General features: G+C 65.1%; 24 protein-coding genes and 1 pseudogene. 7 read left to right on the top strand and 18 right to left on the bottom strand.

Annotated features, from left to right (window positions below):
- Window positions 1–121 precede the first annotated feature (121 nt).
- The 6 genes from ACVMIH_RS01135 to ACVMIH_RS01110 all read right to left on the bottom strand — a co-directional run bounded on the left by ACVMIH_RS01135 (window position 122) and on the right by ACVMIH_RS01110 (window position 7395).
- Window positions 122–1657 carry a sugar ABC transporter ATP-binding protein gene (locus ACVMIH_RS01135; protein WP_076833429.1) on the bottom strand — a complete coding sequence of 512 codons (1536 nt, stop codon included), beginning with the start codon at window positions 1655–1657 and terminating at the stop codon, window positions 122–124.
- 11 nt (window positions 1658–1668) lie between these two features.
- The gene (locus ACVMIH_RS01130; RefSeq protein ID WP_456860435.1) at window positions 1669–2790 is read right to left on the bottom strand and encodes an SMP-30/gluconolactonase/LRE family protein; all 1122 of its coding nucleotides are present in this window, start codon (window positions 2788–2790) and stop codon (window positions 1669–1671) included.
- Complete coding sequence (locus tag ACVMIH_RS01125) at window positions 2790–5063, bottom strand: ABC transporter permease (RefSeq protein WP_456860433.1); 2274 nt, start codon at window positions 5061–5063, stop codon at window positions 2790–2792. Before ACVMIH_RS01125 ends, ACVMIH_RS01130 begins: the two co-directional genes overlap by 1 nt.
- 208 nt (window positions 5064–5271) lie before the next feature.
- On the bottom strand, window positions 5272–6297 hold the full coding sequence (locus ACVMIH_RS01120; protein ID WP_038382137.1) for a sugar ABC transporter substrate-binding protein: 1026 nt from the start codon (window positions 6295–6297) through the stop codon (window positions 5272–5274).
- 70 nt (window positions 6298–6367) lie between these two features.
- Window positions 6368–6709 (bottom strand): ABC transporter permease subunit, encoded by a 342-nt coding sequence (locus tag ACVMIH_RS01115; RefSeq protein WP_456860431.1) that lies wholly within the window; start codon window positions 6707–6709, stop codon window positions 6368–6370.
- A gap of 2 nt (window positions 6710–6711) precedes the next feature.
- A complete protein-coding gene (locus ACVMIH_RS01110; RefSeq protein WP_456860429.1) occupies window positions 6712–7395 on the bottom strand; it encodes an ABC transporter permease in 684 nt (227 codons plus the stop codon).
- A gap of 91 nt (window positions 7396–7486) precedes the next feature.
- On the opposite strand from ACVMIH_RS01110, the gene ACVMIH_RS01105 reads away from it, so the two are divergent.
- Window positions 7487–8482, top strand: a complete 996-nt coding sequence (locus ACVMIH_RS01105; RefSeq protein ID WP_456860427.1) for a LysR family transcriptional regulator — start codon at window positions 7487–7489, stop codon at window positions 8480–8482.
- Between the two features lie 128 nt (window positions 8483–8610).
- Here the strand turns inward: ACVMIH_RS01105 and ACVMIH_RS01100 are convergent, their stop codons facing one another.
- On the bottom strand, window positions 8611–8826 hold the full coding sequence (locus tag ACVMIH_RS01100; protein WP_168859229.1) for a hypothetical protein: 216 nt from the start codon (window positions 8824–8826) through the stop codon (window positions 8611–8613).
- 5 nt (window positions 8827–8831) lie between these two features.
- On the opposite strand from ACVMIH_RS01100, the gene ACVMIH_RS01095 reads away from it, so the two are divergent.
- On the top strand, window positions 8832–8960 hold the full coding sequence (locus ACVMIH_RS01095; protein WP_456860425.1) for a hypothetical protein: 129 nt from the start codon (window positions 8832–8834) through the stop codon (window positions 8958–8960).
- A 289-nt stretch (window positions 8961–9249) separates the two neighbouring features.
- Here the strand turns inward: ACVMIH_RS01095 and ACVMIH_RS01090 are convergent, their stop codons facing one another.
- The 3 genes from ACVMIH_RS01090 to ACVMIH_RS01080 are packed head-to-tail and all read right to left on the bottom strand — an operon-like array spanning window position 9250 to window position 11255.
- Window positions 9250–9813 carry a VOC family protein gene (locus ACVMIH_RS01090; protein ID WP_456784408.1) on the bottom strand — a complete coding sequence of 188 codons (564 nt, stop codon included), beginning with the start codon at window positions 9811–9813 and terminating at the stop codon, window positions 9250–9252.
- Window positions 9814–9829: 16 nt separating this feature from the next.
- Window positions 9830–10693, bottom strand: coding sequence for an SDR family NAD(P)-dependent oxidoreductase (locus tag ACVMIH_RS01085; protein WP_456860423.1), 864 nt, complete (start codon window positions 10691–10693; stop codon window positions 9830–9832).
- A gap of 4 nt (window positions 10694–10697) precedes the next feature.
- The gene (locus tag ACVMIH_RS01080) at window positions 10698–11255 is read right to left on the bottom strand and encodes a carboxymuconolactone decarboxylase family protein (RefSeq protein ID WP_141340879.1); all 558 of its coding nucleotides are present in this window, start codon (window positions 11253–11255) and stop codon (window positions 10698–10700) included.
- 219 nt (window positions 11256–11474) lie between these two features.
- Here ACVMIH_RS01080 and ilvD point away from each other — a divergent pair, with 219 nt between their 5' ends.
- Window positions 11475–13319 (top strand): dihydroxy-acid dehydratase, encoded by a 1845-nt coding sequence (gene ilvD / locus ACVMIH_RS01075; RefSeq protein WP_456781047.1) that lies wholly within the window; start codon window positions 11475–11477, stop codon window positions 13317–13319.
- A 419-nt stretch (window positions 13320–13738) separates the two neighbouring features.
- Here the strand turns inward: ilvD and ACVMIH_RS01070 are convergent, their stop codons facing one another.
- From ACVMIH_RS01070 to ACVMIH_RS01055, 4 genes are all read right to left on the bottom strand, one after another.
- On the bottom strand, window positions 13739–13954 hold the full coding sequence (locus ACVMIH_RS01070) for a hypothetical protein (protein ID WP_028331505.1): 216 nt from the start codon (window positions 13952–13954) through the stop codon (window positions 13739–13741).
- Window positions 13955–14611: 657 nt separating this feature from the next.
- Window positions 14612–15661 (bottom strand): hydroxyacid dehydrogenase, encoded by a 1050-nt coding sequence (locus ACVMIH_RS01065; RefSeq protein WP_253587318.1) that lies wholly within the window; start codon window positions 15659–15661, stop codon window positions 14612–14614.
- Window positions 15662–15676: 15 nt separating this feature from the next.
- Window positions 15677–16573: an amidohydrolase family protein gene (locus tag ACVMIH_RS01060; RefSeq protein ID WP_456860420.1), complete on the bottom strand. Its 897-nt coding sequence runs from the start codon at window positions 16571–16573 to the stop codon at window positions 15677–15679.
- A 3-nt stretch (window positions 16574–16576) separates the two neighbouring features.
- Window positions 16577–17542 carry a Bug family tripartite tricarboxylate transporter substrate binding protein gene (locus ACVMIH_RS01055; RefSeq protein ID WP_057020281.1) on the bottom strand — a complete coding sequence of 322 codons (966 nt, stop codon included), beginning with the start codon at window positions 17540–17542 and terminating at the stop codon, window positions 16577–16579.
- A 170-nt stretch (window positions 17543–17712) separates the two neighbouring features.
- Between ACVMIH_RS01055 and ACVMIH_RS01050 the strand changes: the two genes are divergently transcribed.
- Complete coding sequence (locus ACVMIH_RS01050; protein ID WP_050405122.1) at window positions 17713–18264, top strand: thiamine pyrophosphate-binding protein; 552 nt, start codon at window positions 17713–17715, stop codon at window positions 18262–18264.
- A gap of 8 nt (window positions 18265–18272) precedes the next feature.
- Entirely contained in the window at window positions 18273–18875 is a 603-nt protein-coding gene (locus ACVMIH_RS01045) for a thiamine pyrophosphate-dependent enzyme (protein ID WP_057020279.1), read from the top strand.
- Window positions 18876–19026: 151 nt separating this feature from the next.
- Here ACVMIH_RS01045 and ACVMIH_RS01040 read toward each other — a convergent pair whose 3' ends face one another.
- The 4 genes from ACVMIH_RS01040 to ACVMIH_RS01025 form a co-directional block, all read right to left on the bottom strand.
- Window positions 19027–20088: a ketopantoate reductase family protein gene (locus ACVMIH_RS01040; RefSeq protein ID WP_229191380.1), complete on the bottom strand. Its 1062-nt coding sequence runs from the start codon at window positions 20086–20088 to the stop codon at window positions 19027–19029.
- A gap of 202 nt (window positions 20089–20290) precedes the next feature.
- Window positions 20291–20680, bottom strand: coding sequence for a DUF1236 domain-containing protein (locus ACVMIH_RS01035; protein WP_016842369.1), 390 nt, complete (start codon window positions 20678–20680; stop codon window positions 20291–20293).
- A 214-nt stretch (window positions 20681–20894) separates the two neighbouring features.
- A complete protein-coding gene (locus ACVMIH_RS01030) occupies window positions 20895–21674 on the bottom strand; it encodes an NYN domain-containing protein (RefSeq protein ID WP_057020277.1) in 780 nt (259 codons plus the stop codon).
- A gap of 148 nt (window positions 21675–21822) precedes the next feature.
- Window positions 21823–22230, bottom strand: a complete 408-nt coding sequence (locus ACVMIH_RS01025; RefSeq protein WP_057020276.1) for a hypothetical protein — start codon at window positions 22228–22230, stop codon at window positions 21823–21825.
- 361 nt (window positions 22231–22591) lie between these two features.
- Here ACVMIH_RS01025 and ACVMIH_RS01020 point away from each other — a divergent pair.
- Window positions 22592–23179, top strand: a pseudogene (locus tag ACVMIH_RS01020) (MFS transporter); the annotation flags it as partial.
- A gap of 55 nt (window positions 23180–23234) precedes the next feature.
- Window positions 23235–24005: an MFS transporter gene (locus ACVMIH_RS01015; protein WP_456860417.1), complete on the top strand. Its 771-nt coding sequence runs from the start codon at window positions 23235–23237 to the stop codon at window positions 24003–24005.
- Window positions 24006–24086: the final 81 nt, after the last annotated feature.

Here is a 24086-nt window from a genome sequence, read left to right as displayed (position 1 = left end):
GGCCTGCGCCGGGACGAGACTGAACTTGTTGCCGCTGATTTGCCCGTCGAAGGCGTGGCAAGACGGCGGATTGCGCTGCGCTAATCCGCCCTACGCCGACGACAGGCCGCGCCGCGCGCCGTCAATGCACCGCGGCGTACAGGATCTTGTCCTGCGTCGCGTCCGCCGCGTCGAACTCGGCGACGATGCGGCCGGTGCGCGCGACCAGGATGCGGTCGGACACCGCGAGGATCTCCGGCAGGTAGGACGAGATCACCACCACCGCCTTGCCCTCGTCGGCGAGGCGGCGGATTTCGCCGTGGATGTGCGGGATGGTGCCGACGTCGACGCCGCGCGTCGGCTCGTCGAAGATGATGATCGAGGGGTCCTGCACCAGCGTCTTGGCCAGCACCACCTTCTGCTGGTTGCCGCCGGACAGCTCGATGATCCTGGCCTTGCGCTGCAATGCGCTGATCTTGAGCCGATCGACCCAGTAGCTGGCGAGCTTGCTGCGCCGCGCGCGCGACAGCAGGAAGCTCCAGCCCTTTCCGGTGGCGAGGCTGCCGATATAGACGTTGTCGTCGACCACCATGGTCTCGAAGAAGCCGTTGGCCTTGCGGTCCTCGGTGATGTAGGCGATGCCGTCATTGATCGCCTGCCGCGGCACGCGGTAGCGGATCGGCTTGCCGCGCAGCCGGATGGTGCCGCCATTGACCAAATTGCGCTTCAGCGCGCCGTAGATGATCTTGGCGATCTCGGTGCGGCCGGAGCCGATCAGGCCGGCGATGCCGACCACCTCGCCGGCATAGACCGAGAACGACATGTTCTTGACCGCCATGCCCATGGTGACGTTCTCGACCGTCAGCACCTTCTCGCGGCGCTGATGGGTTTTTGCCTTGCCGCCATAGACCGCCTGCGCCACCTCGCGGCCGACCATGTGCTGCACCAGCGCATCGCGCGTCAGCTGCCTGGCCGGCGCCGTGATCACCAGCTTGCCGTCGCGCAGCACGGTGATGCGGTCGGCGATCTGCAGCGACTCCTCCAGCGCATGCGAGATGTAGATGATCGAGACGCCGCGGGCGCGCAGGTCGCGCACCAGATGGAAGAAGTGGACGATCTCCTCCGGCGTCAGCGATGCGGTCGGTTCGTCGAAGATGATGATGCGCGCCTTGTTGTAGATCGCGCGCGCGATCTCCACCATCTGCTTCTTGGCGGTGCCGAGCAGCGCCACCGGCGTCGCCGGATCGACGTGGAAGTTGAGCGACTGCAACAGCTGCTGGGCCTGGATGTTCAGGGTGCGGAACCGGGTCAGCAGCTTTTCGTTGCCGAGCTCGATGTTCTGCGCGGCAGTCATGGTCGGCACCAGGCTGGTCTCCTGATAGACCATGCAGATGCCGGCATTGAGCGCGTCGCGCGGCTGCTCGAAACCGGTCGGCTTGCCGTCGAGCAGATAGTCGCCGGAGGTGAGCTGGATCGCGCCCGCGATCGCCTTGCACAGCGTCGATTTGCCGGCGCCGTTCTCGCCGACCAGCGCATGCACCTCACCGGGATAGAGGTCGAAATTGACGCCCTCGATGGCGTGGACGCCGCCATAGATTTTTGAGCCGTTGGTGATCCGCAGCACCGGCTCGCGGACTGCGGAGGTCTCTGCCGTCTTGGCGCCGGGGGTCGCCTGCATCACACCGTCATTCATCGCAGCTCTCCCGTATGGCGCAGCAGGCGTCCGGCGCCGCGCGCCGCGATCACGACGCCCGATGGCGTGGCGCAGGCGGCGGTGACGCCGTGGAAGCGGCCGCCGGCGCGGCTGTGCAGGCTGTCGGTCGCATCGCCCTCGGCATCGAGATGCACCAGCAGACCATAGGAGCGCGGCGGCGCCCACGGCTTCTGGATGCCGAGCGCCTTGACGCTGCCGATCTGCATCGGCTCCAGGCAATCGCTGCCGCCGGCGAGCGCCGGCGCGACCCAGTAATCCGGCGGCATCGTCGCCATCATCTCCTCGCGGAAATCGTCTTCCTTGAGCACGAACTCGATCAGATGGGTGCGGCGGGCGAAGATGCCGAGCAGCAGGCCGCCGTGGCCGTCCGGATGCAGCCGCGCCGGATAGCCCGGCATGTTGGCGGCGACGGTCTCGCGCGGACCAAGCCCGTTGCCGCCGAGCGCGAACCGGCTGAGGCGATGCGCCCAGCTTTCGGTGAGCCACAGGCTGCTGCCGTCGGCCGAAACACTCACGCCATAGGGATAGGGCAGATCGCGCAGCAGCACCTGCGGATTGTCGAGCCCGGCGCCGCAGCTGACGAGCCGGCCATTGGCGCGCTTCTCCATCAAATCATGCCGCCATTCGCCCGGGCGTCGGCCGGTGCTGCCTTCGACGGCATAGATGCGGCCATCGGGCGCCGCCGTCACCGACAGCAGCCCCGTGAGCGCGCTGCTGCCGGCAGACTCCAGCCAGCGCGGATCGGGCTTCGCCGGATCGATCGCGGCAAGGCCCCTGCCCGCGACGCAGACCAGCAGGCGGCCGTCCGGATGCAACGCGAGCCCGCCGGCATCATCCTCGAACTCGGCGACGACCGTACGTGTCGACAAGTCATTGCCGCCGAGCTTCAGCACCCGGCGTCCGGCCGAGACATAGACCGCGCCGTCGCCGGCGGCGATCACGTCGTCGACGCCGGGCAACGGCTCGCCGATCGGGGTGGCGCTGTCGAGCCGGTCGTTCGGGCTCAGCGCACCGTCGAGCGGCGGGATCGCGTTCTGGCCGCCGTCGCGGTCGATGACGCTGCGGATGTCGCGCAGCAGATGATCGAAAAATCCCATTACGTCGTCACCCTGCTCTTTGCGCCCCAATAGGCATCGTAGCCGGTCCAGCTGTCGTCGACGCCGTCGAGCTTGATGCGGCCGATCCGGTTGTTCTCGAGCCCGCCGAGATAGAGATAGCCCTGGTGCTCGCGCATCGAGGTCAACGTCGAATGCGAAATGCCGGTCGGATCCCACCAGGATTCCAGCGCCTCGCCCTTCTCGTTGAACTTCAGCACGCAGCCATGGTTGAGCGCCGGCGCCAGCCACTCGTCGGTCGGCACCTGCTTCACCATGCGCAGGCGGAAGCCGGGCTTTCGCGCGGCAAGGTCGAAGGTCGGCGTGCGGATGCCGACCAGCGCCAGCCAGTAGGTGCCGTCGGACGCGCGGTTGATGTTGTCGGGATTGCCCGGCAGCTCGTCCATCAGCACCTCGGTCTTGCCCTTGTTCGGCCCCGCGATCCAGTGCCGGAACACCTTGCACAGCGAGGTCGACGCGATCAGGATCGATTTGCCGTCATGCGAGACGCAGATCCCGTTCGGGAAATAGAAGTGGTTGATCACAGTGCGCGTGGTCTTGGTCGCCGGATCGTAGCAGACCACGCGGCCGTTCGGCCGGCCCTCGAGGATGTCGAGGGTGTTGGTGGTCATCTCGTAGCGCGTGGTGCAGTCGCTGAAATAGATCTTGCCGTCGGGTGCGATGTCGAGGTCGTCGGCCATGCGCAGGCGGCTGTCGTCGTTCAGCTTGTACCAGGTGCGGTTGGTCTCGTCGGTTACCTTGAAGATGCGGCCGTCGGGCGCGACGCCGTAGACGCCCATGCCGGCGACGGCGACGATCAAATTCTCATCGCGATCGAACTGCATGCCGAGCGGCCGGCCGCCGATATGGGCGAACACCTCGCGGGTCTCGAAGTTCGGCCCGGAGAAGCGGATCACATTGCCGTCGCGGGTCGAACCGTAGAGCCGGCCCTGGCGGTCGAGGATGACATCCTCGGGCCCCTCGACCTGATCGACGCCGATCGCCTGCGCATTGATCAGCCGGTCGTTCTGCGCATAGGGCGAGGCCGCGCCGGGCTGCACCGCCGGCGCGGAGGCGAGCGGCACGAAGGCCGGATTGACATAGATCTTCTGGATCGCCTTGCCGCGGTTCTTCGACCATTTGACGTCGATGCCGACGGCGGCGAGCAGGATCATGCCGGTCACCGCCGAGGTGACGTAGCCCGGGATGCCCATCCGCACGAGGCCGTTGATCAGCAGGAAGATGATCAGCGCGCCGATCATCGCCCGCCATACCGTGCCCTTGCCGCCGGCGAGCGACACGCCGCCGAGCACGACGGCGGTCAGCGCCTGGAATTCCCACCCCACGCCGGTGGTGGAATCCGTCGAGGCTTGCCGCGCGGCGTAGAAGATGCCGCTCGCCGCGCACAGCGTTCCCGACAGCACATAGGTCATGAACAGCATCACGCGAACGCGGATGCCGGCGTGGCGCGCCGCCTTGCGGCTGGCGCCGATCGCGGTGAGATGCCAGCCATAGCGCGAGCGCGACAGGAAGATGTGGCAGATCAACAGCACCACGAACAGCGTCGCCGCATTGACGGGAATGCCGAGCACGCTGCCGCCGCCGATGAAGTCCCAGGCGTCGCTCTCGACCGAGTTGGTCGCGAACACCTGGGCGTAGCTGGTGTTGAGCAGGTTGACCGAGGCGCGCAGGATGATCAGCGTCACCAGCGTGGTCAGGAACGGCCGCGTCTTGAGGAAGCCGATCAGGAAGCCGTTGATGCTGCCGAGCAGCGCGCCGACCAGAAGCGTCGCCGGCACGGCGAGGCCGACCGGCCATTCGCGCACCAAGAGGAAGTACAGCGCCGCGAAATTGCACAGCGCGAAGATCGCGCCGACCGACAGGTCGATGCCGCCGGTGACGAGGCAGAACCCCATCGCCAGCGCGACGAAGCCGAATTCGGCGAACAGTCGCAGCAGCGACACCGAGTTCTGCACCGAGGCGTAGTCGGGAATCGTGAGCGCGAAGTACGTCCACAGCCCGATCATCACGGTGAAGGGAACCACCGGCTCAAACCACTGTTTCAGCAACAGCTCCGACAGCAGGAGCCGGGGTGAAAATCGCCGCACCGATGCGGCAAAGGAATCAACGGCCATCGACATCGCCAAAGCACCCTCTTGATTGAGCACGACCTTGCGGAAAACCGGCTTCCACTTTTCCGGATCGTGCTCTTGATTGAGCACGATCTTGCGGAAAACCGGCTTCCACTTTTCCGGATCGTGCTCGTGATCGCGCACGATCTTGCGGAGAGCCGGCTTGCACGTCCCGGATCATGCTCCTGGTCATGACGCGATCGGCCATCGCATCGCGACCTCGTCCCTTGATGAACACGCTCTCCGTGAACGCTGCGCGTCGGTCGGAGAAAAACCGGCTCCACCTTGCCGGATCGTGCTCTTTGATACAGCCGGCGCGGGAATGCCCCCCGCGCCGGCTGTCCGCGCCTTGTTAATTTTTCTTGGGTAGCGCGAAGCAGTTGGCGCCCGAGGCGTTCGACTTATCGAGCCAGATCGGACGCGTGTAATAGACGAGATTGCGGCTGCCCGGCTTCTCGCCTGATACCAACAGGGTCTCGGCGGCGAACATCAGGTCGTGGCCCTGCTCGGTCGCCTTGTAGCTCAGGAACTTGTAGAAATTGCCCGAATTGACCTGGTCGCAATCGAGCTGCGAGCCTTCACCCGAGGCGAACACCTTCACATCGTCGATCTTGCCGGCATTGCGGATCGCCTGCGCCGCGCCCGACTCCATGATGCCCCAGAACCCGATCGAGGCGCAGAGGTCGGGATGCTGCTGGATCACCGTCGCGGTGACGTTGAGCGCGGTGTTGGCGTCCCAGTTCGCGGCCTGGTTCGAGACCACCTTGATGTTCGGATCCTTGTTCAAGACCTCCATGATGCCGCCGACCTGGTCGACGCTGGCGGCCGCGGTCAGTTCGCCCTGCACGATCTGGACCTTGCCCGACTTGCCGGAGCCGGTGCCGCAGGCCTTGACGGCCTCGTTCGCCAGCATCTTGCCGATCTCGCGCCAGTCGGCGCCGACAAAGGCGCCGGATTTGTAGTTCGAGGACATGTTGATCTGGATCACATGCGTGCCCTGGCTTTCGGCGCGCTTCAGATCCTTCATCAACAGCGTGACGCTCGGATTCTGCACGATCAGCACGTCGGGCTTCTGGTCGACCAGCGCGGTCAGGGCCTGCTGCATCGCCGAGGGGTTGTTGTTGGGATCGCGCACGACATATTTCATGCCGCGCCACTCGGCCTCCTCCTGCACCACCCGGCCCCATTCGTCTGACAGCGGCACGCCGAGCGCGATCGGCAGATAGGCGATCGTCTTGCCCTGCAACGCCTTGTCGTAGACGGCACGCAGCTCGCGCGCGGTCTTGGTGCCTTCCTCCTGCGCCGATGCCGCAAACGGCATCGCGGCCAGCGTCACGCCGGCCAGCAGGATCGTCCAGAATTTTGTCGTCGTCTTCATCGTCTCCCTCCACAAAGCAATTTCTTTTGATTGATTTATTTGGCGCGGCGGCCGGCTCGGTCGCCCTGTTTCAGTCCCCTTGCCGCGCGGTCTCCTCGTCGCGGGGGTGCAGCCAGTTGTCGAGCACGATGGCGGCCAGCAGCACCACGCCCTTGATGATGTTCTGCACCTCGCTGTTGACGTCCATGATGGTGAAGGCGTTGAGCAGCGTGCCGATCAGGATGCAGCCGACCACGACGCTGAACACGCTGCCGCGGCCGCCGATCAGGCTGATGCCGCCGATCACGACGACGAGCACGACATCGAAGATCATGGTGCCCTGGGTGATCGCCATCTGCATGCTGCCCGTGGTGCCGACCCAGACCAGGCCCGCAATCCAGGCGAGCAGCGCAACCAGCACGTGCTCGAGCACGATCAGCGGCCGCAGCGCGCGACGCCGGTCAGCCGCGCGGCCTCCGGATTGTCGCCCTGCGAATAGATGAAGCGGCCGATCGAGGTGCGCGACAGGAACAAATGCATTGCGATTGCACAGGCCGCGAACACCAGGATCGGAACCGGGATGCCGAACAGCCGTCCGGCGCCGAGATACATCAGGCCCGGCGCATCCTTCGGCGCATAGACCACCCAGGCCGGCGCGATCCAGAAGGCGAGGCCATAGATCACGAAACCGGCAGCCAGCGTCACGAACAGCGCCGGCGCCTCGACGAAGGCGACCATCACGCCGTTGACGACGCCGATCAGCACCGCGACCGCCAGCGCCAGCAGCACTGCCGTGAAAACAGGCATGCCGTTCTGCATGTAGATCAGCGCGATCGCCCAGGAACCCGCCATGATCGCGACCTCGGAGAGGTCGATGCCGCGGCTGATCACGATCAGCCCCATGCCGAGGCCGAGCACGCCGAGGATGGAAATACTCCGCAACAAATTCAGGAGATTGGAGACGGTGGCGAAGCCGTTCAGCGTCAGGCCGAACACGATCAGGAGTGCGATGGTGATCAGGAGCACGATCTGCTCCTGGCTCGGCTTTGCAAGCATTGCGCCCAGGCGAGATGATGCCGCAGGGACAGCAACGCCGCGCGATGGCGATTGCACGCTCATCGTTTCCTCCAGGTATTATTTTGCTTGAGACTTTAAGAGTGCCGATTAGTATTCGTCAAATGCATTCGGCGGATACGGATTGATCATTTCCATGCATGTACGCGACGTCGATCTGAACCTGTTCGTCGTGTTCGACGCGATCTATTCCGAGGGCGGCGTCAGCCGCGCCTGCTTCCGCCTCAACCTGACGCAGCCCGCGGTCAGCCATGCGCTGAGCCGGCTGCGCGCGATGTTCAACGATCCGCTGTTCGTGCGCCGCAACCACGTGATGACGCCGACCCCGCTGGCCCGGCAGATCATCACTACGGTGCGCCAGGCGCTCAACGGCCTCGAGACGACGCTGACCCACACCCACCGGTTCGATCCGGCGCAGACGCCGAAGCGGTTCGTGATCGGGCTGCGCAACAATCTCGAGGCGCCGATGCTGAGCGCGCTGATCAACCGCATCAGCACGGTGGCGCCGCTGGTCGAGATCGCCACCGTGCGCAGCGAGCGCAACAATCTCGAGCGCGAGCTTGCCGCCGGCACCCTCGACGTCGCGATCGATACGCTGTTGCCGCTGTCGGCGGAGGTGCGGCGCGAGCAGATCCTGACCGAGCATATCGCGGTGTTCGCGCGGCGCGGCCATCCCGAGCTCGGCAGCCGGCTCGACAAGAAGGCTTATTTGCGCATGGAGCATGTCTGCGTGACGTCGCGGCGCAGCGGGCTGTCGTTCGAGGATTTTCAGCTCCAGCGCCTCGGCCTGACCCGCACTGTTCGCCTGACCTGTCAGAATTTCGCAACCGCCTGCCACGTCGTGAGCCGCAGCAACATGCTGCTGACCGCCTCGGAGAGCGCCGCCTCCGTGCTGGAAGATCCCGGGCTGCTGCAGTGCTTCCCCTGCCCGTTTCCGATCAGTCCGCACGTCAATTATCTCTACTGGCACGCCACCGCCGAGGACGACACCACCAATCAATGGCTGCGCGAGCAGTTGCGCGCCGCCGCGGCGCTGCTGGCCGGCAGCCGCTTCAGCAAGAAGAATCGCCGCGCAGTGAAAGCGCGCCCCAGGGTCGGCATCCCGCTTTCGGCCAGCCTCGCCGCCGAATAGCCGCGTCCGCCCGGTATTATGGCGCAAACGCCACAAGCCTACCGAAACTCCGGTTCCTAGATTCCGGGAGGGTACCGTGAGCTAGGAGAAGCGCCGTGTGGCGGCGCGCTGCTTGGGCCGCAACGCTCTTAAGTCTTTTGATTGTATGCCGGAGCGGCGTCGGCGACAAAGTAGCCGTGCGTATTGGGATTATCGACCCTCCGCCAGCAAAAGCCGCTTTCACGGCGGACCTGTATGAAATCGAGATAGACCAAATTGCAATAGAACCAGAGGGTTTTGCCGCCTTTGCGCAATGGGTCCGAAAACTCGCCGCTGGCGATGAATTCAAATTCGTTAACTTGCATTCCGTTTGGCCGCCGAGGCTGTTCAGATACCGGGTAGAACCATGAAGCTGAAACGTGGATCGTTTACGGCGATCTTCTTCCTTGCATGCGTCGCGGCACTAGAGCTTGAGCAGGTAGTGCTGGAGGAGATTTGACCGCAATAACCGGCAACTTAGTGCCTTGAGGCGTTTTCAGATCGTTCCGTGATCGGGGAGAAACATATTGCTGGCGCTCGCACGAAATAGAGCGCAGCTTTGTCTCTATCACCGCACGGCCTTTCGGCATCTATCGGTGACGAGATCGCTGTCAGTCACCGCGCTCCCGCCTCGCCCCAAGCAAAGCAAGTGGAGCGCGCAATGCCTGAACTGCCACGTTTCGAATCCCATTCTGTCCCGGCACGCATTTGCCTTGGCATTGCAGCTTTCAGTACTGCCGTGCTCGTCCTCATAACCCTTGTGGCGTTTGCGCCATAATACCGCGTCGCCCCACCACGCGGATCGGGTCCGAGCCGTCCCAAGTCGCGGCCGCGGTCCTGATCGTCTCGAAGAACCGCCCCTTCGATCCCGAGATGTCTGAGATCTCGATCACGGTGCCGGCATGGCCGGCGGTGTCGAAATAGGCGAAGCGTCCCTTGGGGCCGCCGATCTGGCCTTCATGACCGACCGTGAAGCCTGCCGCGACGGCGCGGTCATAGAGCGACTGGTAGTCCGTGCTCCAGTACGACATGTGCTGCAGGCCCTCGCCGTGGCGCGCCAGAAAATCCAGATACATCGACGGCGCGTCGTTGCGCTGTTGGATCAGCTCGATCTGCAGATCGCCGGAATTGGCCAGCGCGATCGACATCTCGACCGCGGAGTCCACGCCGCGATAGCGGAACCAATCGACCTTGACCGAGGGGATCAGGAAGAATGGCCCGACCCGCAGTATCTCGGTCCAGAACTTCAGCGCCGCGTCGATGTCGCGAACGACGTAGCCGTTCTGACAGACCTTGCCGAACAATGCGCTCATGCGCCCTCCCCGCCGCTCACAAACCGCTGAGCCCGCTGTCGACCGCGAGCGTCTGCGCGGTGACATAGACGCTTTCATCCGACATGAAGAACAGCACGGCATAGGCGATCTCCCAGGCGGTCGCCTGACGGCTGAACGGGATATGCCCCTTGCCGCGCGACGGACGGCCCGCGCCGGCCTCGCGGCCGTTCGGGGTGTCGACCAGCCCGGGATAGACCAGATTGGCGCGGATGCCGCGCCGTGCGCCGGCATGTGCGATGTTGCGCATCAGGCCGCCGAGCGCGGCCTTGGAGGAATCATAGACCGCCATCTGCGATCCGGCCTTCAGCGCCGCGATCGAGGAAATGAACACGATCGAGCCGCCGTCTTCGAATTTCGGCAAGGCCGCGCGGCAGCACAGCATCGGGCCGCGGACATTGACGTCGTAGATCCTGTTCCACTCCTCCGCGCTCACATTGTCGAGCCCGGTCTTGCCGAAGGTACCGATGTTCAGCACCATGCCGTCGAGCCCGCCCATCGTGCGATGCGCCTCGTCGATCATCCTGATGACGTCGGCTTCCATGGTGACATCGGCGGCGATCGCGAAAGCGTGGCCGCCGTCAGCAGCGATGCGCGCAACCGTGTCCTCGGCCGAGGCGCGGTTGAGGTCGGCGACCGCGACATGCGCGCCCTCGCGTGCGAACAGCAGGCTCATGGCGCGGCCGTTGCCGATCGGATCGGTGGCGGCATCGAACACCCGCTGGCCGCCGCCGACCACGAGGATGCGGCGGCCGTTGAGGCGTCCCCTGCCCGGCGCGGTACCCGAGGATTCCGCGCTCAGCGGACGGACATAGCGCTCCGGCTCGGGGTCTTGCTTGGCCTCTTGCGAAGTCTCCGACATCTCGTCAACCCTGCTTCTTGCCGCCTTCGAACACGGCCATGCCGGCGGCCGGATCGAGATCGGTCTCGGTCGCCTCGGTCAGCCGCGCCATCATCATGTAGAAGCCGAGCGCGACGATCGCCTCGACGATCTCCTGATCGCTGAAATGCTCGCGCACCGCGGCAAAGGCGGTATCGCCGACGCGGACCTTCTCGACCACCTCGCGGCCGAAGCGAAGCAGCGCGCGCTCGGCTGCGTTGAGTGCAGCATCGTCGTAATCGCCGCGCTCGACGGCATCGATCTGCGCCTGGGTGACGCCGACACCGAGCGCGATCGGCACGTGCTGGCGCCATTCATAGGCGCCGCCCTCAAGCTGCGCGGCCTGCAGGATCAGGAGCTCGCGGTTGACCGCCGACAGCTTCTGCTTGTGCAGGATCGAATTGGCGAGTCGCATCGCCGGGATCATATTGGCCTCGGCATGGGCCATCATGCGGAAGATGTTGAGCTTGACCGGCATGCGGTCGAATGAGGCGCGGATCTCTCCGCTCGTCGTCTCCGGATCAATCAGGGGCAGCCTTGCCACGCGTGTCTCTCCCTTTTTTGCTTGTTCGTTATTCTTGCCGTCGGTGCGACCAGCTAATGCACCGGGCCGACCGAGATCAAGCCGACCGGCTCGACATTGCCCGAATTGCGGGGTTCAGCCATGCGGTTCCGCGCTTGAATCCGCATCCACGGGCAGGCATAAGGAGCGCCAACTCCCCTAAAAAATGCCCTTAGCCCAAGGATTTGAGAAGGATTTACGATGCCCGCCTATCGCTCCCGCACCACCACCCACGGCCGCAACATGGCGGGTGCACGCGGCCTCTGGCGCGCCACCGGCATGAAGAACGAGGACTTCGGCAAGCCGATCATCGCGGTGGTCAATTCCTTCACCCAGTTCGTGCCCGGCCACGTCCATTTGCAGAATCTCGGCCAATTGGTCGCGCGCGAGATCGAGAAGGCCGGCGGCGTCGCCAAGGAGTTCAACACCATTGCGGTCGATGACGGCATCGCGATGGGTCATGACGGCATGCTGTACAGCCTGCCCTCGCGCGAGCTGATCGCCGACAGCGTCGAATACATGGTCAATGCGCATTGCGCCGACGCGATGGTCTGCATCTCCAACTGCGACAAGATCACGCCCGGCATGCTGATGGCGACGCTGCGGCTCAACATCCCGACCGTGTTCGTCTCGGGCGGACCGATGGAATCGGGCAAGATCGTGCTCAAGGGCAAGAAGCGCGCGGTCGACCTGATCGACGCGATGGTCGCGGCCGCCGACTCCAACGTGTCGGACGAGGACGTCGCGGTGATCGAGCGCTCGGCCTGCCCGACCTGCGGCTCCTGCTCTGGCATGTTCACCGCGAACTCGATGAACTGCCTGACCGAGGCGCTCGGCCTCGCGCTGCCCGGCAACGGCTCGGTGCTGGCGACGCATGCCGACCGCAAGAGCCTGTTCGTCGAAGCCGGCCATCTGATCGTCGACCTCGCCCGCCGCTACTACGAGCAGGACGACGCCAAGGTACTGCCGCGCAACATCGCGAACTTCAAGTCGTTCGAGAACGCGATGACGCTCGATATCGCGATGGGCGGCTCGACCAACACCGTGCTGCATCTGCTCGCCGCCGCGCGTGAGGGCGAAGTGCCGTTCACGATGACCGATATCGACCGCCTGTCGCGCAAGGTGCCGGTGCTCTGCAAGGTCGCGCCCTCGGTGCAGGACGTCCACATGGAGGACGTGCATCACGCCGGCGGCATCATGGCGATCCTCGGCGAGCTCGACCGCGCCAAGCTGCTCACGACCGACGGGCCGACCGTGCATGCCGCAACGCTGGACGATGCGCTGAACCGCTGGGACGTGGTGCGCACCACAAGCGACAAAGTACGCAACTTCTATTGCGCCGCGCCGGGCGGCGTGCCGACCCAGGAAGCCTTCAGCCAGGACCGCCGCTTCGACGAGGTCGATCTCGACCGCGCCAAGGGCTGCATCCGCGACGCCGCGCACGCCTATTCCAAGGACGGCGGCCTCGCCGTGCTGTTCGGCAATCTTGCGGAAGACGGCTGCATCGTGAAGACCGCCGGCGTCGACGAGAGCATTCTGAAGTTCTCAGGTCCCGCCCGCATCTTCGAGAGCCAGGACGCATCGGTCGAAGCCATCCTTGGCAACAAGGTGAAGGCCGGCGACGTCGTGCTGATTCGCTATGAGGGACCGCGCGGCGGCCCGGGCATGCAGGAGATGCTGTACCCGACCAGCTATCTGAAGTCGAAAGGCCTCGGAAAGGCCTGTGCGCTGATCACCGACGGCCGCTTCTCGGGCGGATCGTCGGGCCTGTCGATCGGCCACGTCTCGCCGGAAGCCGCCGAAGGCGGCCTGATCGGCCTCGTCGAGGAAGGCGATATCATCGAGTTCGACATCCCGAACCGCAAGGTCAACCTCAAGGTCGACGATGCCGAGCTGAAGCGCCGTCGCGCAGCGATGGAAGCCAGGGGCAACGCGGCCTGGAAGCCGGCAGCGCCACGCAAGCGCGCCGTCTCAACCGCGCTGAAGGCCTATGCGGCGTTCGCCAGCAGCGCGGCCAAGGGCGCGGTTCGCATCCTGCCGGAGTGATCGGCAACCGTTCGGCCGCTTTTGGCTTCTCGTGGCGGAGTTGCTGCACCTCTCCCGCTTGCGGGGTCGAGACGAGCGAAGCTCGCTCTTAGGTCGACGCGCGACGAGCGACGCGAAGCGTCGTCCGCAGCGCGGCGGGGGTGGGGGCTCTTTCCACAATACGACTCGCGGAGCGAGCCCCCACCCCGACCCTCCCCCGCAAGCGTAGGGCAATCGCATATGGCCGTTTGAGGTAATCGGAGTTTCCACAAACTCGTCATGCCCGGGCTTGTCCCGGGCATCGAAGAAAAGACGTGGATGGCCGGGACAAGCCCGGCCATGACGGCGCGGAGGAATCGGTTCATTCCATATGCGATTCCCCTGCCCGCAAGCGGGAGAGGGAGCGCATTGCGGATGTAGCTGGTAGTCGACCTGTGACGTCAGCTCACGTGCAAGTCGGCCGCCTCGATCCGGATGCGGTCGGCATGCAGTGACCAGTCGCACAGCGATTGCTCCTGGCAAAACTTGACCTTGGCCATCTCGGTGGCCTGGCCCTCGCTCGAGGCGTCGATCTCAAGCGCACCCTGGCAAACCTCGCGCTCGCGGCCATTGCCGCCGAGCACGTCTTTCATGAAATGAACGACGAAGCGTGACATGGAACCCTCCCTGCTGCACCGGCAGAGCCCGGGGGTACCACGCTAGCACTAACACGAAAGGGTAGTGAGTTAATTCGGCTGATACGCGTGCGACTGTTCGCAGCGGGAAAAGCTACGCGCCGGCCTGGGGCAGGCTGGCGGCGGCGATCGCGACGATCTGCGCAAGACGGCGGCCGATCCTGGCGGGCGCGTTGCGGAGCAATGACTGGACCTGTCGCATGAACGTCTTCCTTCCGTGCCTGGAATGGTCGGGCACAGACGGAAAATGGCGATTTCGGGCTAAGCCGTCGATATCTCAGGGAAAATAACAACGGACGTGTTGCGAGGCGGTCGTTCGGCAGTGGGTTTATTGCCTCGATCGAGGCTGCAACGAAGGAGATTTTCTCCGGTATTTTTGCCCGCGCAACAACGCTCGCACGGCTGGCCGCTTGTGCGAGGGAAGCACCGGCGGAAGAGTTCCCTTCCGCCCTTGCGGGTATTCTCCCCCCGCAAAGCCCAGCGCTTGCACGATTTCTGAATATTGGAAATGTACCCCTGAGTTGCCCGACGCGTCGAGATGCCCGCTCGAACGCCGACAGCCGCCAGCTCCTTTGCATGGGGTTGTTTTCGATATTTTTGACCGCGCGCAGCCGCGGCCCCGCAGGGGCACTGCCGACCCTACCCCGGCATGAACCCGAACGCCTTCTCGAACCGTCTTGCGTAGACCGGCCAGACCTCGGGATTGATGATGCGCGGCGGGCGCTTGCCGTCGAGGGCATCGAGGATCTGCTCGGCGGCGATCCGGCCCATGTTGATGCGCGCCTCCCGGGTGACGCCGGCGGTGTGCGGGCTCGCCAGCACATTGTCGAACTGCAAGAGCGGATGATCCGGCGGCGGCGGCTCCTTGTCCCAGACGTCGAGGCCCGCACCCGCGATTCGCTTTTCACGCAGCGCTTCCTCCAGCGCCTTCTCGTCGTGGATGAAGCCGCGCGCGGTGGTGACGAAATAGGCGTGCGGCTGCATCAGCGCGAACTGGCGCGCGCCGATCATGCCGCGGCTGTTCTTGTCCAGCGGACACGAGATCGAAACAAAGTCCGCGCGACGCAGGAGATCGTCGAGCTCGACCTTCTCCCCGCCCCGCTTTGCCATCTCATCCGCCGTGAGATAGGGATCGTAGGCGATCACCTTCATGTGCAGGAGGCCCTTGCACAGCTCGGCGATGCGGCGGCCGACATTGCCGAGCCCGACGATGCCGACGGTCTTCTCCTTCAGCTCGTTGCCGATCAGGTCGTTGCGGTTGACATTGGCCTCGCGCCGCAGCCTGCGGTCGGACTGGATGATCCGCTTCGACAGCGTCAGCATCATGCCGAGCGCGTGTTCGGCGACCGAATTGGCATTGCCGCCGGACTGGTTGACGACAAGCACGCCCGCCGCGGTGCAGGCATCGACATCGACGGGATCGAAGCCGGCACCATTCGACGACACGATCAGAAGATTCGGCGCACGCTTCAACAGCTCGGCGTGGGCATGGAAATGCGGCGCCAGCTCATCGCGCGCCGCGCCGATCTGATAGGCATGCGCGTCGGCAAGAACCGGCGCGAACGTCGCCTCCGGCGTCTCGTTCTCGAGACGATCGAGCCTGACGTCCGGCCGCTTCTTCAGGATATCGACGTAGATCTCGTGGGCGAGGTATTTGACGTAGAACACGCGCTTGTTGTTGACGGTCATGTCTTCGAGCAGCTTTCAGTTTGGGAAGCCATAGAGTCGCGCGGGATTGTCGACGAGGATACGGTGCCGGGTCGCCGCATCCGGCGTCCAGTCCTGGAACAGCGTCAGCAGATGGCCGGCGTCGGGCATTTCGCCTTCGACCCGCGGATGCGGCCAGTCGCCGCCCCACACCAGCCGTTCAGGATTGGCTGCGACCAGCGCTTCGTGGAACGGCCGCGCATCGGGATAATCGGGCGCCCGCCGGCTCAGGCGATGCGCGCCCGAGAGCTTGGCCCAGCACCAGCCTTCGTCCACCGCACGCAGCAGGCTCTGAAAGCCCGCGGTGTTGATGCCGGCGGCAGCATCGGTGCGGCCCATGTGATCGACCACGACCGGCAACCCGAGCGCCTTCAGCGTCGGGATCGTGTCAGGCAAATCCCTCACGTCGATCCAGAGCTGCAGATGCCAGCCGAGCTCGGCCATCACGCCCGCATGCGTCTCGGCAACGTTCAAGGGAATGCCGCCGCGATAGTGCAGCTGCCCGCCGCGGAAGAAATGGTTGAAGCGCAGGCCGCGGACGCCGAGCACATGCCATTGCCGCAGCGTGCCTGCCGCCACATCGGCATCGGCCACCGCGGCGCCACGCAGACGCGCGGGTTCACGCTGCAACGCATCCAGCATCGCCGAATTGTCGTGACCGTGCGCGCTGCCCTGCACCAGCACGCCGCGGGCGAAACCGAGTGTATCGAGCATGCCGAGATAGGTCGCGAGCGGCGCGTCCGGCGGCGTGTAGCTGCGATCGCCGGCATAGGGAAAGCGGTCGGCCGGGCCGAACACATGCGCATGCGTATCGCAGGCCTTCGGCGGCAGCTTGTCTCTGGGCGGCGTCACCGGACGCGGCGGCAGGCAGGCGGGAACTTTTGACGCGGCCATCGTCTACTCCGCCTTCATGCCGGCGGCCTTGATGATCGGCCCCCATTTGTCGTAGTCGGCCTTGATCTTGGCGGCGAACTTGTCCGGCGTGGAGCCGATCGGGATCGCACCGAGCTTGCCGAGCCGCTCCTTCACGGCATCGGTGTTCATCGCCGCGACGAAATCATGCGAGATCTTGGCGACGAGGTCGGCCGGCATGTTGCCAGGTCCGAGCAGCCCCCACCACACTTCTGTGTCGTAGCCCGGCACGGTTTCCGACATGCTGGGCACGTCAGGCAGGAACGGCGCACGCGAGCCGGTCGTCACCGCCAGCGCGCGAACCGTGCCGGCTTGCAGCTGCCCGACCGATTCCGGACCGTTGTTGAACGACAGCGGAATTTGCCCGCCGAGCAGATCGTTGATCGCGGGCGCACCGCCCTTGTAGGGGATCGCGTCGAGATCGATCCTGGCGAGGCTCTTGAGCAGCTCGCCGGCCAGATGGGTCGAGGTGCCGTTGCCGGCATGGGCGAAGGACAGGCTGCCGGGCTTCGCCTTCGCCGCAGCGATGACGTCGGCGACCGATTTGAACGGCGAATCCGCGCGCACCAGCAGCACGTTCGGCGACGACGCCAAGAGCGAGATCGGCGAGAAATCCTTGAAGGTGTCGTAGGGCAGCTTTGGATAAAGGAACGGATTGGTGGCGTGGCCGCTCGCCACCATGATCAGATTGTAACCGTCGGGCGCGGAGGTCGCGATCGCCTGCGAGGCGATCACCCCGCCGGCGCCGGGCCGGTTCTCGACCACGATCGACTGCGTCCAGGTCTTCGACACTGCTTCGGCGAGCGTGCGCGTCAGCACATCGACGCCGCCGCCGGGCGGATATGGAACGAGAATGTGAACGGCCTTGGCCGGGAACGGCTGCGCGGACGCAAGCCCGGCCACAAAAATGGCCGCTGCCGCAATGGCGGTCCGCCAGACCCATCCGGCCATCGACGCCTCCCGTCCCTTTTTCGTTACGCCAGTATCGCGCGTTGGTCCGGCGCTGCGATGGCCGAATTCCGCAGATCGCGTTGCGGCCGCGACATGTTGACAATCGCAGGCACCGCGTCAAGTTTCGTGCGGCAAGCGGCCACCAGCGTCGCACGAGCAGGGAGAACAGGATGGCGGCCGCGGAACAAGCCTCGTCCCAGAAGACGGCGACCACCTGGCACGGCATCGTGCTGCAGACGCTGAAGCGGAACGAGATCAAGCTCGTGCCCTACGTGCCCGACCGGGTGCTGACCACGCTGATCAAGGACCTGCACGCCGATCCCTACTTCACGACATTTCCGACCGCGCGCGAGGAAGAAGCGGTCGGCATCGTTTCCGGTGCCTGGATGGCGGGCACGCGCGGCGCGGTGCTGATGCAGACCTCGGGCTTTGCCACGCTGGCCAATGTGCTGGCCTCGCTCGCGGTGCCCTACCAGATCCCGTTGATCATGTTCGTCTCCGAGCGCGGCACACTCGGCGAGTTCAACTACGGCCAGGCGCTGGTCTGCCGCACCATGCGCCCGGTACTGGATTCGCTGGCCATGGAGCATCACACCATCACCCGGCTCGACGAGCTCGAATTCATTGCCGATCGCTCGATCAAGCAGGCCGTCACCACCCAGGCGCCGGTGGCACTGATACTCTCGCCGCTGCTGACCGGCGGCAAGACCTTCGACAAGTGAGATCAGCCATGACCAGCACCCCCGCGCGCAACACCAAGGTGATGAACCGCTTCGAGCTCACCCAGCGCCTCGTCGCCGGGCTGAAGGACGAGGCCGTGATCGGCGGCATCGGCAACACCAATTTCGACCTCTGGGCCGCCGGCCACCGCCCGCAGAATTTCTACATGCTGGGCAGCATGGGCCTCGCCTTCCCGATCGCGCTCGGCGTCGCGCTGGCGCAGCCGAAGCGGCGCGTATTCGCACTCGAAGGCGACGGCTCGCTGCTGATGCAGCTCGGCTGCCTCTCGACCATCGCGACACTGGCGCCGAAGAATCTCACCATGGTGGTGATGGACAACGGTATCTACCAGATCACGGGCGCGCAGCCGACGCCGGCCGCCGGCCATACCGATATCGTTCAGGTCGCAATCGCCAGCGGCATCGCGAGCAGCTCATGGGCCGCCGACGAGGACGATTTCGAGCGGCTGATCGAACAGTCGAAACAGACCTCCGGCCCGACCCTGATCGGCGTCCGCATCGACGACAAGCCCGGCACCGGCACCACCCGCCGCGACCCCGTGCAGATCCGCGAGCGGTTCATGAACGGGATGGGGGTACGGCAGCTGCTGTAGGCAAGACCCGGCGGCCGCGCATCCGTCATTGCGAGGAGCTCGCGACAAAACTGCAGAGCAACTTTGCGCTGAAGTGACGAGGCAATCCATCATTCCACAGATGCGGAGAGATGGATTGCTTCGCTGCGCTCGCAATGACGGCCGTGGCCACTCAATTCAACCTCAGCTCCGTGATGTGCCGCGGATCCGGCGCGAGCTCGCCGCGTTCGACGCGCTTGACGATGTCGGTCAGCGCGGCATTGGCGTTGCACGCGATGCCGAGCTTCTCGCCTTCGCTGACCACGAGCCCGTTGAGGAATTCGATCTCGGTGCGGCGGCCCTTTTGCATGTCCTGGCCCATCGAGGGGCGCTGCGCCGATGAGGTGCGCTTGGCATCCTTGAAGCGCTGCTCGTCGCACGCGCGCGTTGCGGCCTCGTCGCCCTCGCCGGCGCGGGCGATGGTCTCGGGCGGCAGGTGCAGAATCTCCTCCAGCTGATAACCCTGCGCCTGGCCGACGCGGATCGCCTCGCTGCCGAGCCGGGTCGAGAAGCGGCGCAGCGGTTCGCTTTGCAGCACCTCGCCGCCCGCCAGACCCGTGCAGGCCGAGAGCCCGTTGCCCATCACGTTGGCGACGAGCTTGGACCAGCGCTCGCCCCAGAGATTGGAGGTGACCTTGGCGCTGTCGGAATAACCGACCAGGCGGCAGACTTCCTCCGCCCGCGCGGTGATCCGGCCATGCACCTCGCCGGCGCGAAACACGGTGTGGGCGGCCCCGCCCTTGCCGGCGCCGCGGTGGATATGGCCCGGCTCCGGCAAATTGACGGTGATGCTGCTCGCGATGCAGCCGAGCGTCTTGCCCCAGCCGACGATGCCGGCGATGGTCTCCTCGTTCATACAGTTCTGCAGCGAGACGACGTAACCGTCCGCCGCCAGATATTGCCGGATCAGCATGGTGGCCCAGGCGGTGTCGTAGGACTTCATGCAGACGAAGGCGATGTCGACCGGTTTCTCTTTCGCCAGCTGCTGCGCGTCGGTGACATCAAGCGCGCGCACCGGCACCGAGAATTCCGCGACGTCCATCGCGTGCGTGACGCGCAGGCCGTGCTTGCGCATGTGCTCGACATGCGCGGGCCAGGGATCGATGAAGGTGACGTCCTCCCCCGCCTGCACCATATGCGCACCGGCGTAGCCGCCGACAGCGCCCGCGCCGACGATCGCGATCTTCCGAGCCATGCTTCCATCCCCTGTTCTTGATTGAGACGAACGCTGGCTGCGTCCATCTGTTGCGGATCAGTCTAGGGGATCGCGGCGTCAGGCCAACCGGTCGCTTCATGAAAAAAGCGGGCCTGTGCCATACCAGTATTCATGGGACTCAGGAAAATCCCCGCGGGCGATGGGCCCGCGAGGATCTTCGTTGTCAGACGTCTCGACGCGATCAGTCGATGATCTTGACGATCCGGCGGGTGCGCGGCTCCACGATCACGCGGCGATCATTGACGACCGCATAGCGATACTCGGTGTAGCGCGGCACCGGGCGCAGCACGACGGTGTCGGGCAGCGGCTCGCCGACGACGACGCGTTCACGCACCACCACCGACGGCTCGTTGCGCGGGATCGACGTGATCACCGCATTCGGAATCTCGAGGCCGGCGCCGACCGCGGCACCCACCGTGCCGCCGACGATCTCGCCGACAGGCCCCGCGATTTCGCCGCCAGCCCGCGCGCCGTTCGCGGCACCCGCCGCAGTCGTGGACTGCGCGAAGGCCGAGCCGGACGCGAGCAGCGACGCAGCAGCGACAAGGGACACAGCAAAACGCTTGTTCATGATTCTCCTCCTCCGAATTGATCGATGCCCCCTCAACATCGCAAGCAACGAGAACGTTCCAGTTCCAACGCTGCAACCCGCGCAACGCCAGTTCCGCGCGCAATTCGCTTGATTCCGGCACGAACGAAAATGCTGCTCCGAACAACCTTCGAAGCAGCATTCATCCTGGGTTCAGATTCAGAGATCGTGCAGAACAGACCGCACTGCGCGCCGTTCATTCCGGCGATTTTTGATCGGCTCGCCGTCTCGGAGCTCGCCGTCTTGGCGGCGGTGCAGCCGCTGGCTTGATGCGAATTCGCATCGTCCCGCCTTTCGACTCGATCTCGAAAGCGTTGGTCCTGCGCACCAGTTCGCCGAGGGTGCGGAAGCCGTAGGTCCTCTGATCGAAATCCGACGCGAAATTAGCCAGCTGCCGTCCGACCTCGCCAAGCGTGACCCAGCCGTCTTCGCTCGCCATCTGGCTGATGACCTTCTTGATGATCGGCGTGGCAGCCTCCGGCGGCTGCAACGGCTGCGCCCGCACGGCGGCATCCTGATTGCTCGGCGCGCCGCCGCGCAGATTCTCGGTATAGACGAACCGGCGGCAGGCCTGCCGAAAACTCTCCGGCGTCTTCTGCTCGCCGAACCCGAACACGTCGATGCCGTGCTCGCGGATGCGGGCGGCAAGCCGGGTGAAATCGCTGTCCGACGACACCAGGCAAAAGCCATCGAACCGGCCGCTGTGCAGCAGGTCCATGGCGTCGATCACCAAGGTGATGTCGGATGCATTCTTCCCGGTCGTATAGGCGAATTGCTGCTGCGGGATGATGGCGTGCTTCGACAGGATGTCGGCCCAGCCCTTGGACCTGGGATTGGAGAAGTCGCCGTAGATCCGGCGCACGCTGGCCTCGCCGATCTTGGCGATCTCCTCGAACAGCCCATCGGCGATCTTTGCAGATGCGTTGTCGGCGTCGATCAGGACGGCCAGACGAGGCGAACGGAGTTCGGAAGGCATGGCATTTCTCGGCTGGGACAGGATGAATGGACAATTCCGCAGACAGCTGCGGAACCGGCGCAGGCGTCGCATCGGAGCACATCGCGCGTCCCAAGCATAGGCGGCATCGCCAAGACGCCGCGGCAATGGCGGCCGTGAGGCGGCGAGGTCAGATCACCTCGCCCAAGTCGATCGCCCGCCTGGCGAACTCGATGGCCTTCTCGGCGGTGATCGCGTCCGCTGTGGTCGTCGCCTCGTCGCGCACTGACGGCGGCGAAGCGATCCGGATCTTCTTGCCGTTCGAACGGCGGATGGTCGCGCGCCAGCGATCGATGTCGCGCCGGTAGGCATCGATGACAAAATCCCGATAGGCGACACCGCTCATCAGCGGCTGAATCGATACCGCTTCGACAGTGAGCGGCCGGCTTGCGATGTCGCGCACCATCTCGACAATCGTCTCGACGGCATGCTCACGCGCGACGCCGGTCGCGTCCCTGAGCAGGTAGTTCACCGCCGCGCCGATCTGCGCCCTCGCGCGATCGTCGCTCGCAAAATCCAGATCGGCCTGAACTGACATATGGGGAAAACGCCTCCGCCCGACGCAACATCGGATACCTCCAGGCATCCGGCACGTTGCAACCACGTGACGTTTAGTCGGCTCCCCATTAAAGCCGGATTATCCGTTAGCCCCCGATTTCTCGGATGCCGTTAACCGGCTCTTGATGCCGCTTCGCAGGATGCCTCGACGCGGCAGGGATGGTCGACCGGATCACAGGACCGCGCTACGCGCCGATGTGTCCGCGGCCTCACCCGCTGCCGCAGCCGGCCGCGCCGTCAATTCACGCGTGATCAGCAATTGACATATCACTGCTATCCGTGTGACATTTTATTAAAAGGGGCCGACAAGAGCCCATCAATCTCTACTTGGGGAGGCAGCAATGACCATTTCCGATGTCACCGCGGCAGCGGGAAGCCGGGCTCCGGCCGCCGTTGCGCGAACCGCGCAGGCGCAGCAGGTCGCCGATATCGCGGCGCGGCTCGAACGCCTGCCGCTCACCTCCTATCAGCGCTGGATCTTCGGAATCATCGCGACCGCGTGGTTCTTCGACAGCATGGATCTGGCCGCGCTCACCTTCGTGCTCGGTTCGATCCGCCAGACCTTCGGCCTGTCGACGGCGGAAACCGGGCTGCTGTCCAGCATGAGCTTCCTCGGCATGTTCGCGGGCGCCGCGTCCGCCGGCCTGCTCGCCGACCGTTTCGGCCGCGCCCGCGTCTTCCAGGTCAGCATGATCTTCTGGGGACTGGGCAGCCTGTGCTGCGGTCTGTCCACCACGGCGACCGCGCTCGGTGCATCCCGCCTGCTGCTCGGCTTCGGCATGGGCATGGAGTTTCCGGTCGCGCAGTCGATGGTCTCGGAGATCATGCCGGCGCGCAACCGCGGCCGCTACATCGCGTTCCTCGAAGGATTCTGGCCGCTCGGCTTCATCGCGTCGGGCTTGTTGACCTACTTCGTGCTGCAGGTCGCCGACTGGCGCTGGGTCTTCATCCTGCAGGCAATCCCGGCCGTGTTCGTGCTCGGTGGTGCGCCGCTTCGTTCCGGAATCGCCGCGCTGGCTTGCGTCCCACGGTTATTCGGAGCGGGCCGAAGCGACCGTGCGCGACATCGAATCCAGGGTCCGCGACCGTCTCGGCGGCAAGGAGCTGCCGCCGGTGGTGCGCCAAGTGGCCGCCCCCGCGTCCGAAGTGACCGGCCTGAGAACGCTGTTTTCGGGCATCTATGCCAAGCGGACCACGATGTTGTGGACCCTGTGGTTTTTCGCGCTGCTCGGCTTCTACGGCCTGACCACGTGGCTCGGCGCGCTGCTGCAGGCCAAGGGCTTCCCGATCACCAAATCGGTGTTCTACACCATCCTGATCTCGCTCGCGGGAATCCCCGGCTTCCTGGTCTCGGCGTGGCTCGTCGAATCCTGGGGCCGCAAGGCGACGCTGGTGATGAACCTGCTCTGCGGCGCGATCGCCTGCCATTTCTACGGCTCGGCGGCGGACCAGACCCAGCTCATCATTGCCGGCCTCTGCATGCAATTCTTCCTGTTCGGCATGTGGTCGGCGCTCTACGCCTATACGCCCGAACTGTACCCGACCCATGTCCGCGCCACCGGAACGGGCTTTGCCTCCGCGGTCGGCCGAATCGGTTCGCTGATCGGCCCCTATGTGATCGGCGTGATCCTGCCGGCGGCCGGACAAGGCGGCGTGTTTGCGCTCGGCGCCGGCGCGTTCGTGGTGGCGGCGCTTGCGGTGCTGTTGCTCGGCGAGGAAACCCGCGGCCGGACGCTGGAAAGCATTTCGCACTGATGGGCGCGCGGCGCGCCGTCCGGTTCAGCGCGGCGCCGATCGACCGGCCTTGTCATTGCCATCGGGCGTGTGAGATATCTG

The sequence above is a fragment of the Bradyrhizobium sp. USDA 4503 genome, from assembly GCF_054055815.1.
Note: the sequence above shows the minus strand (reverse complement) of the source record. Positions and strands in the feature narration are given on the sequence as shown.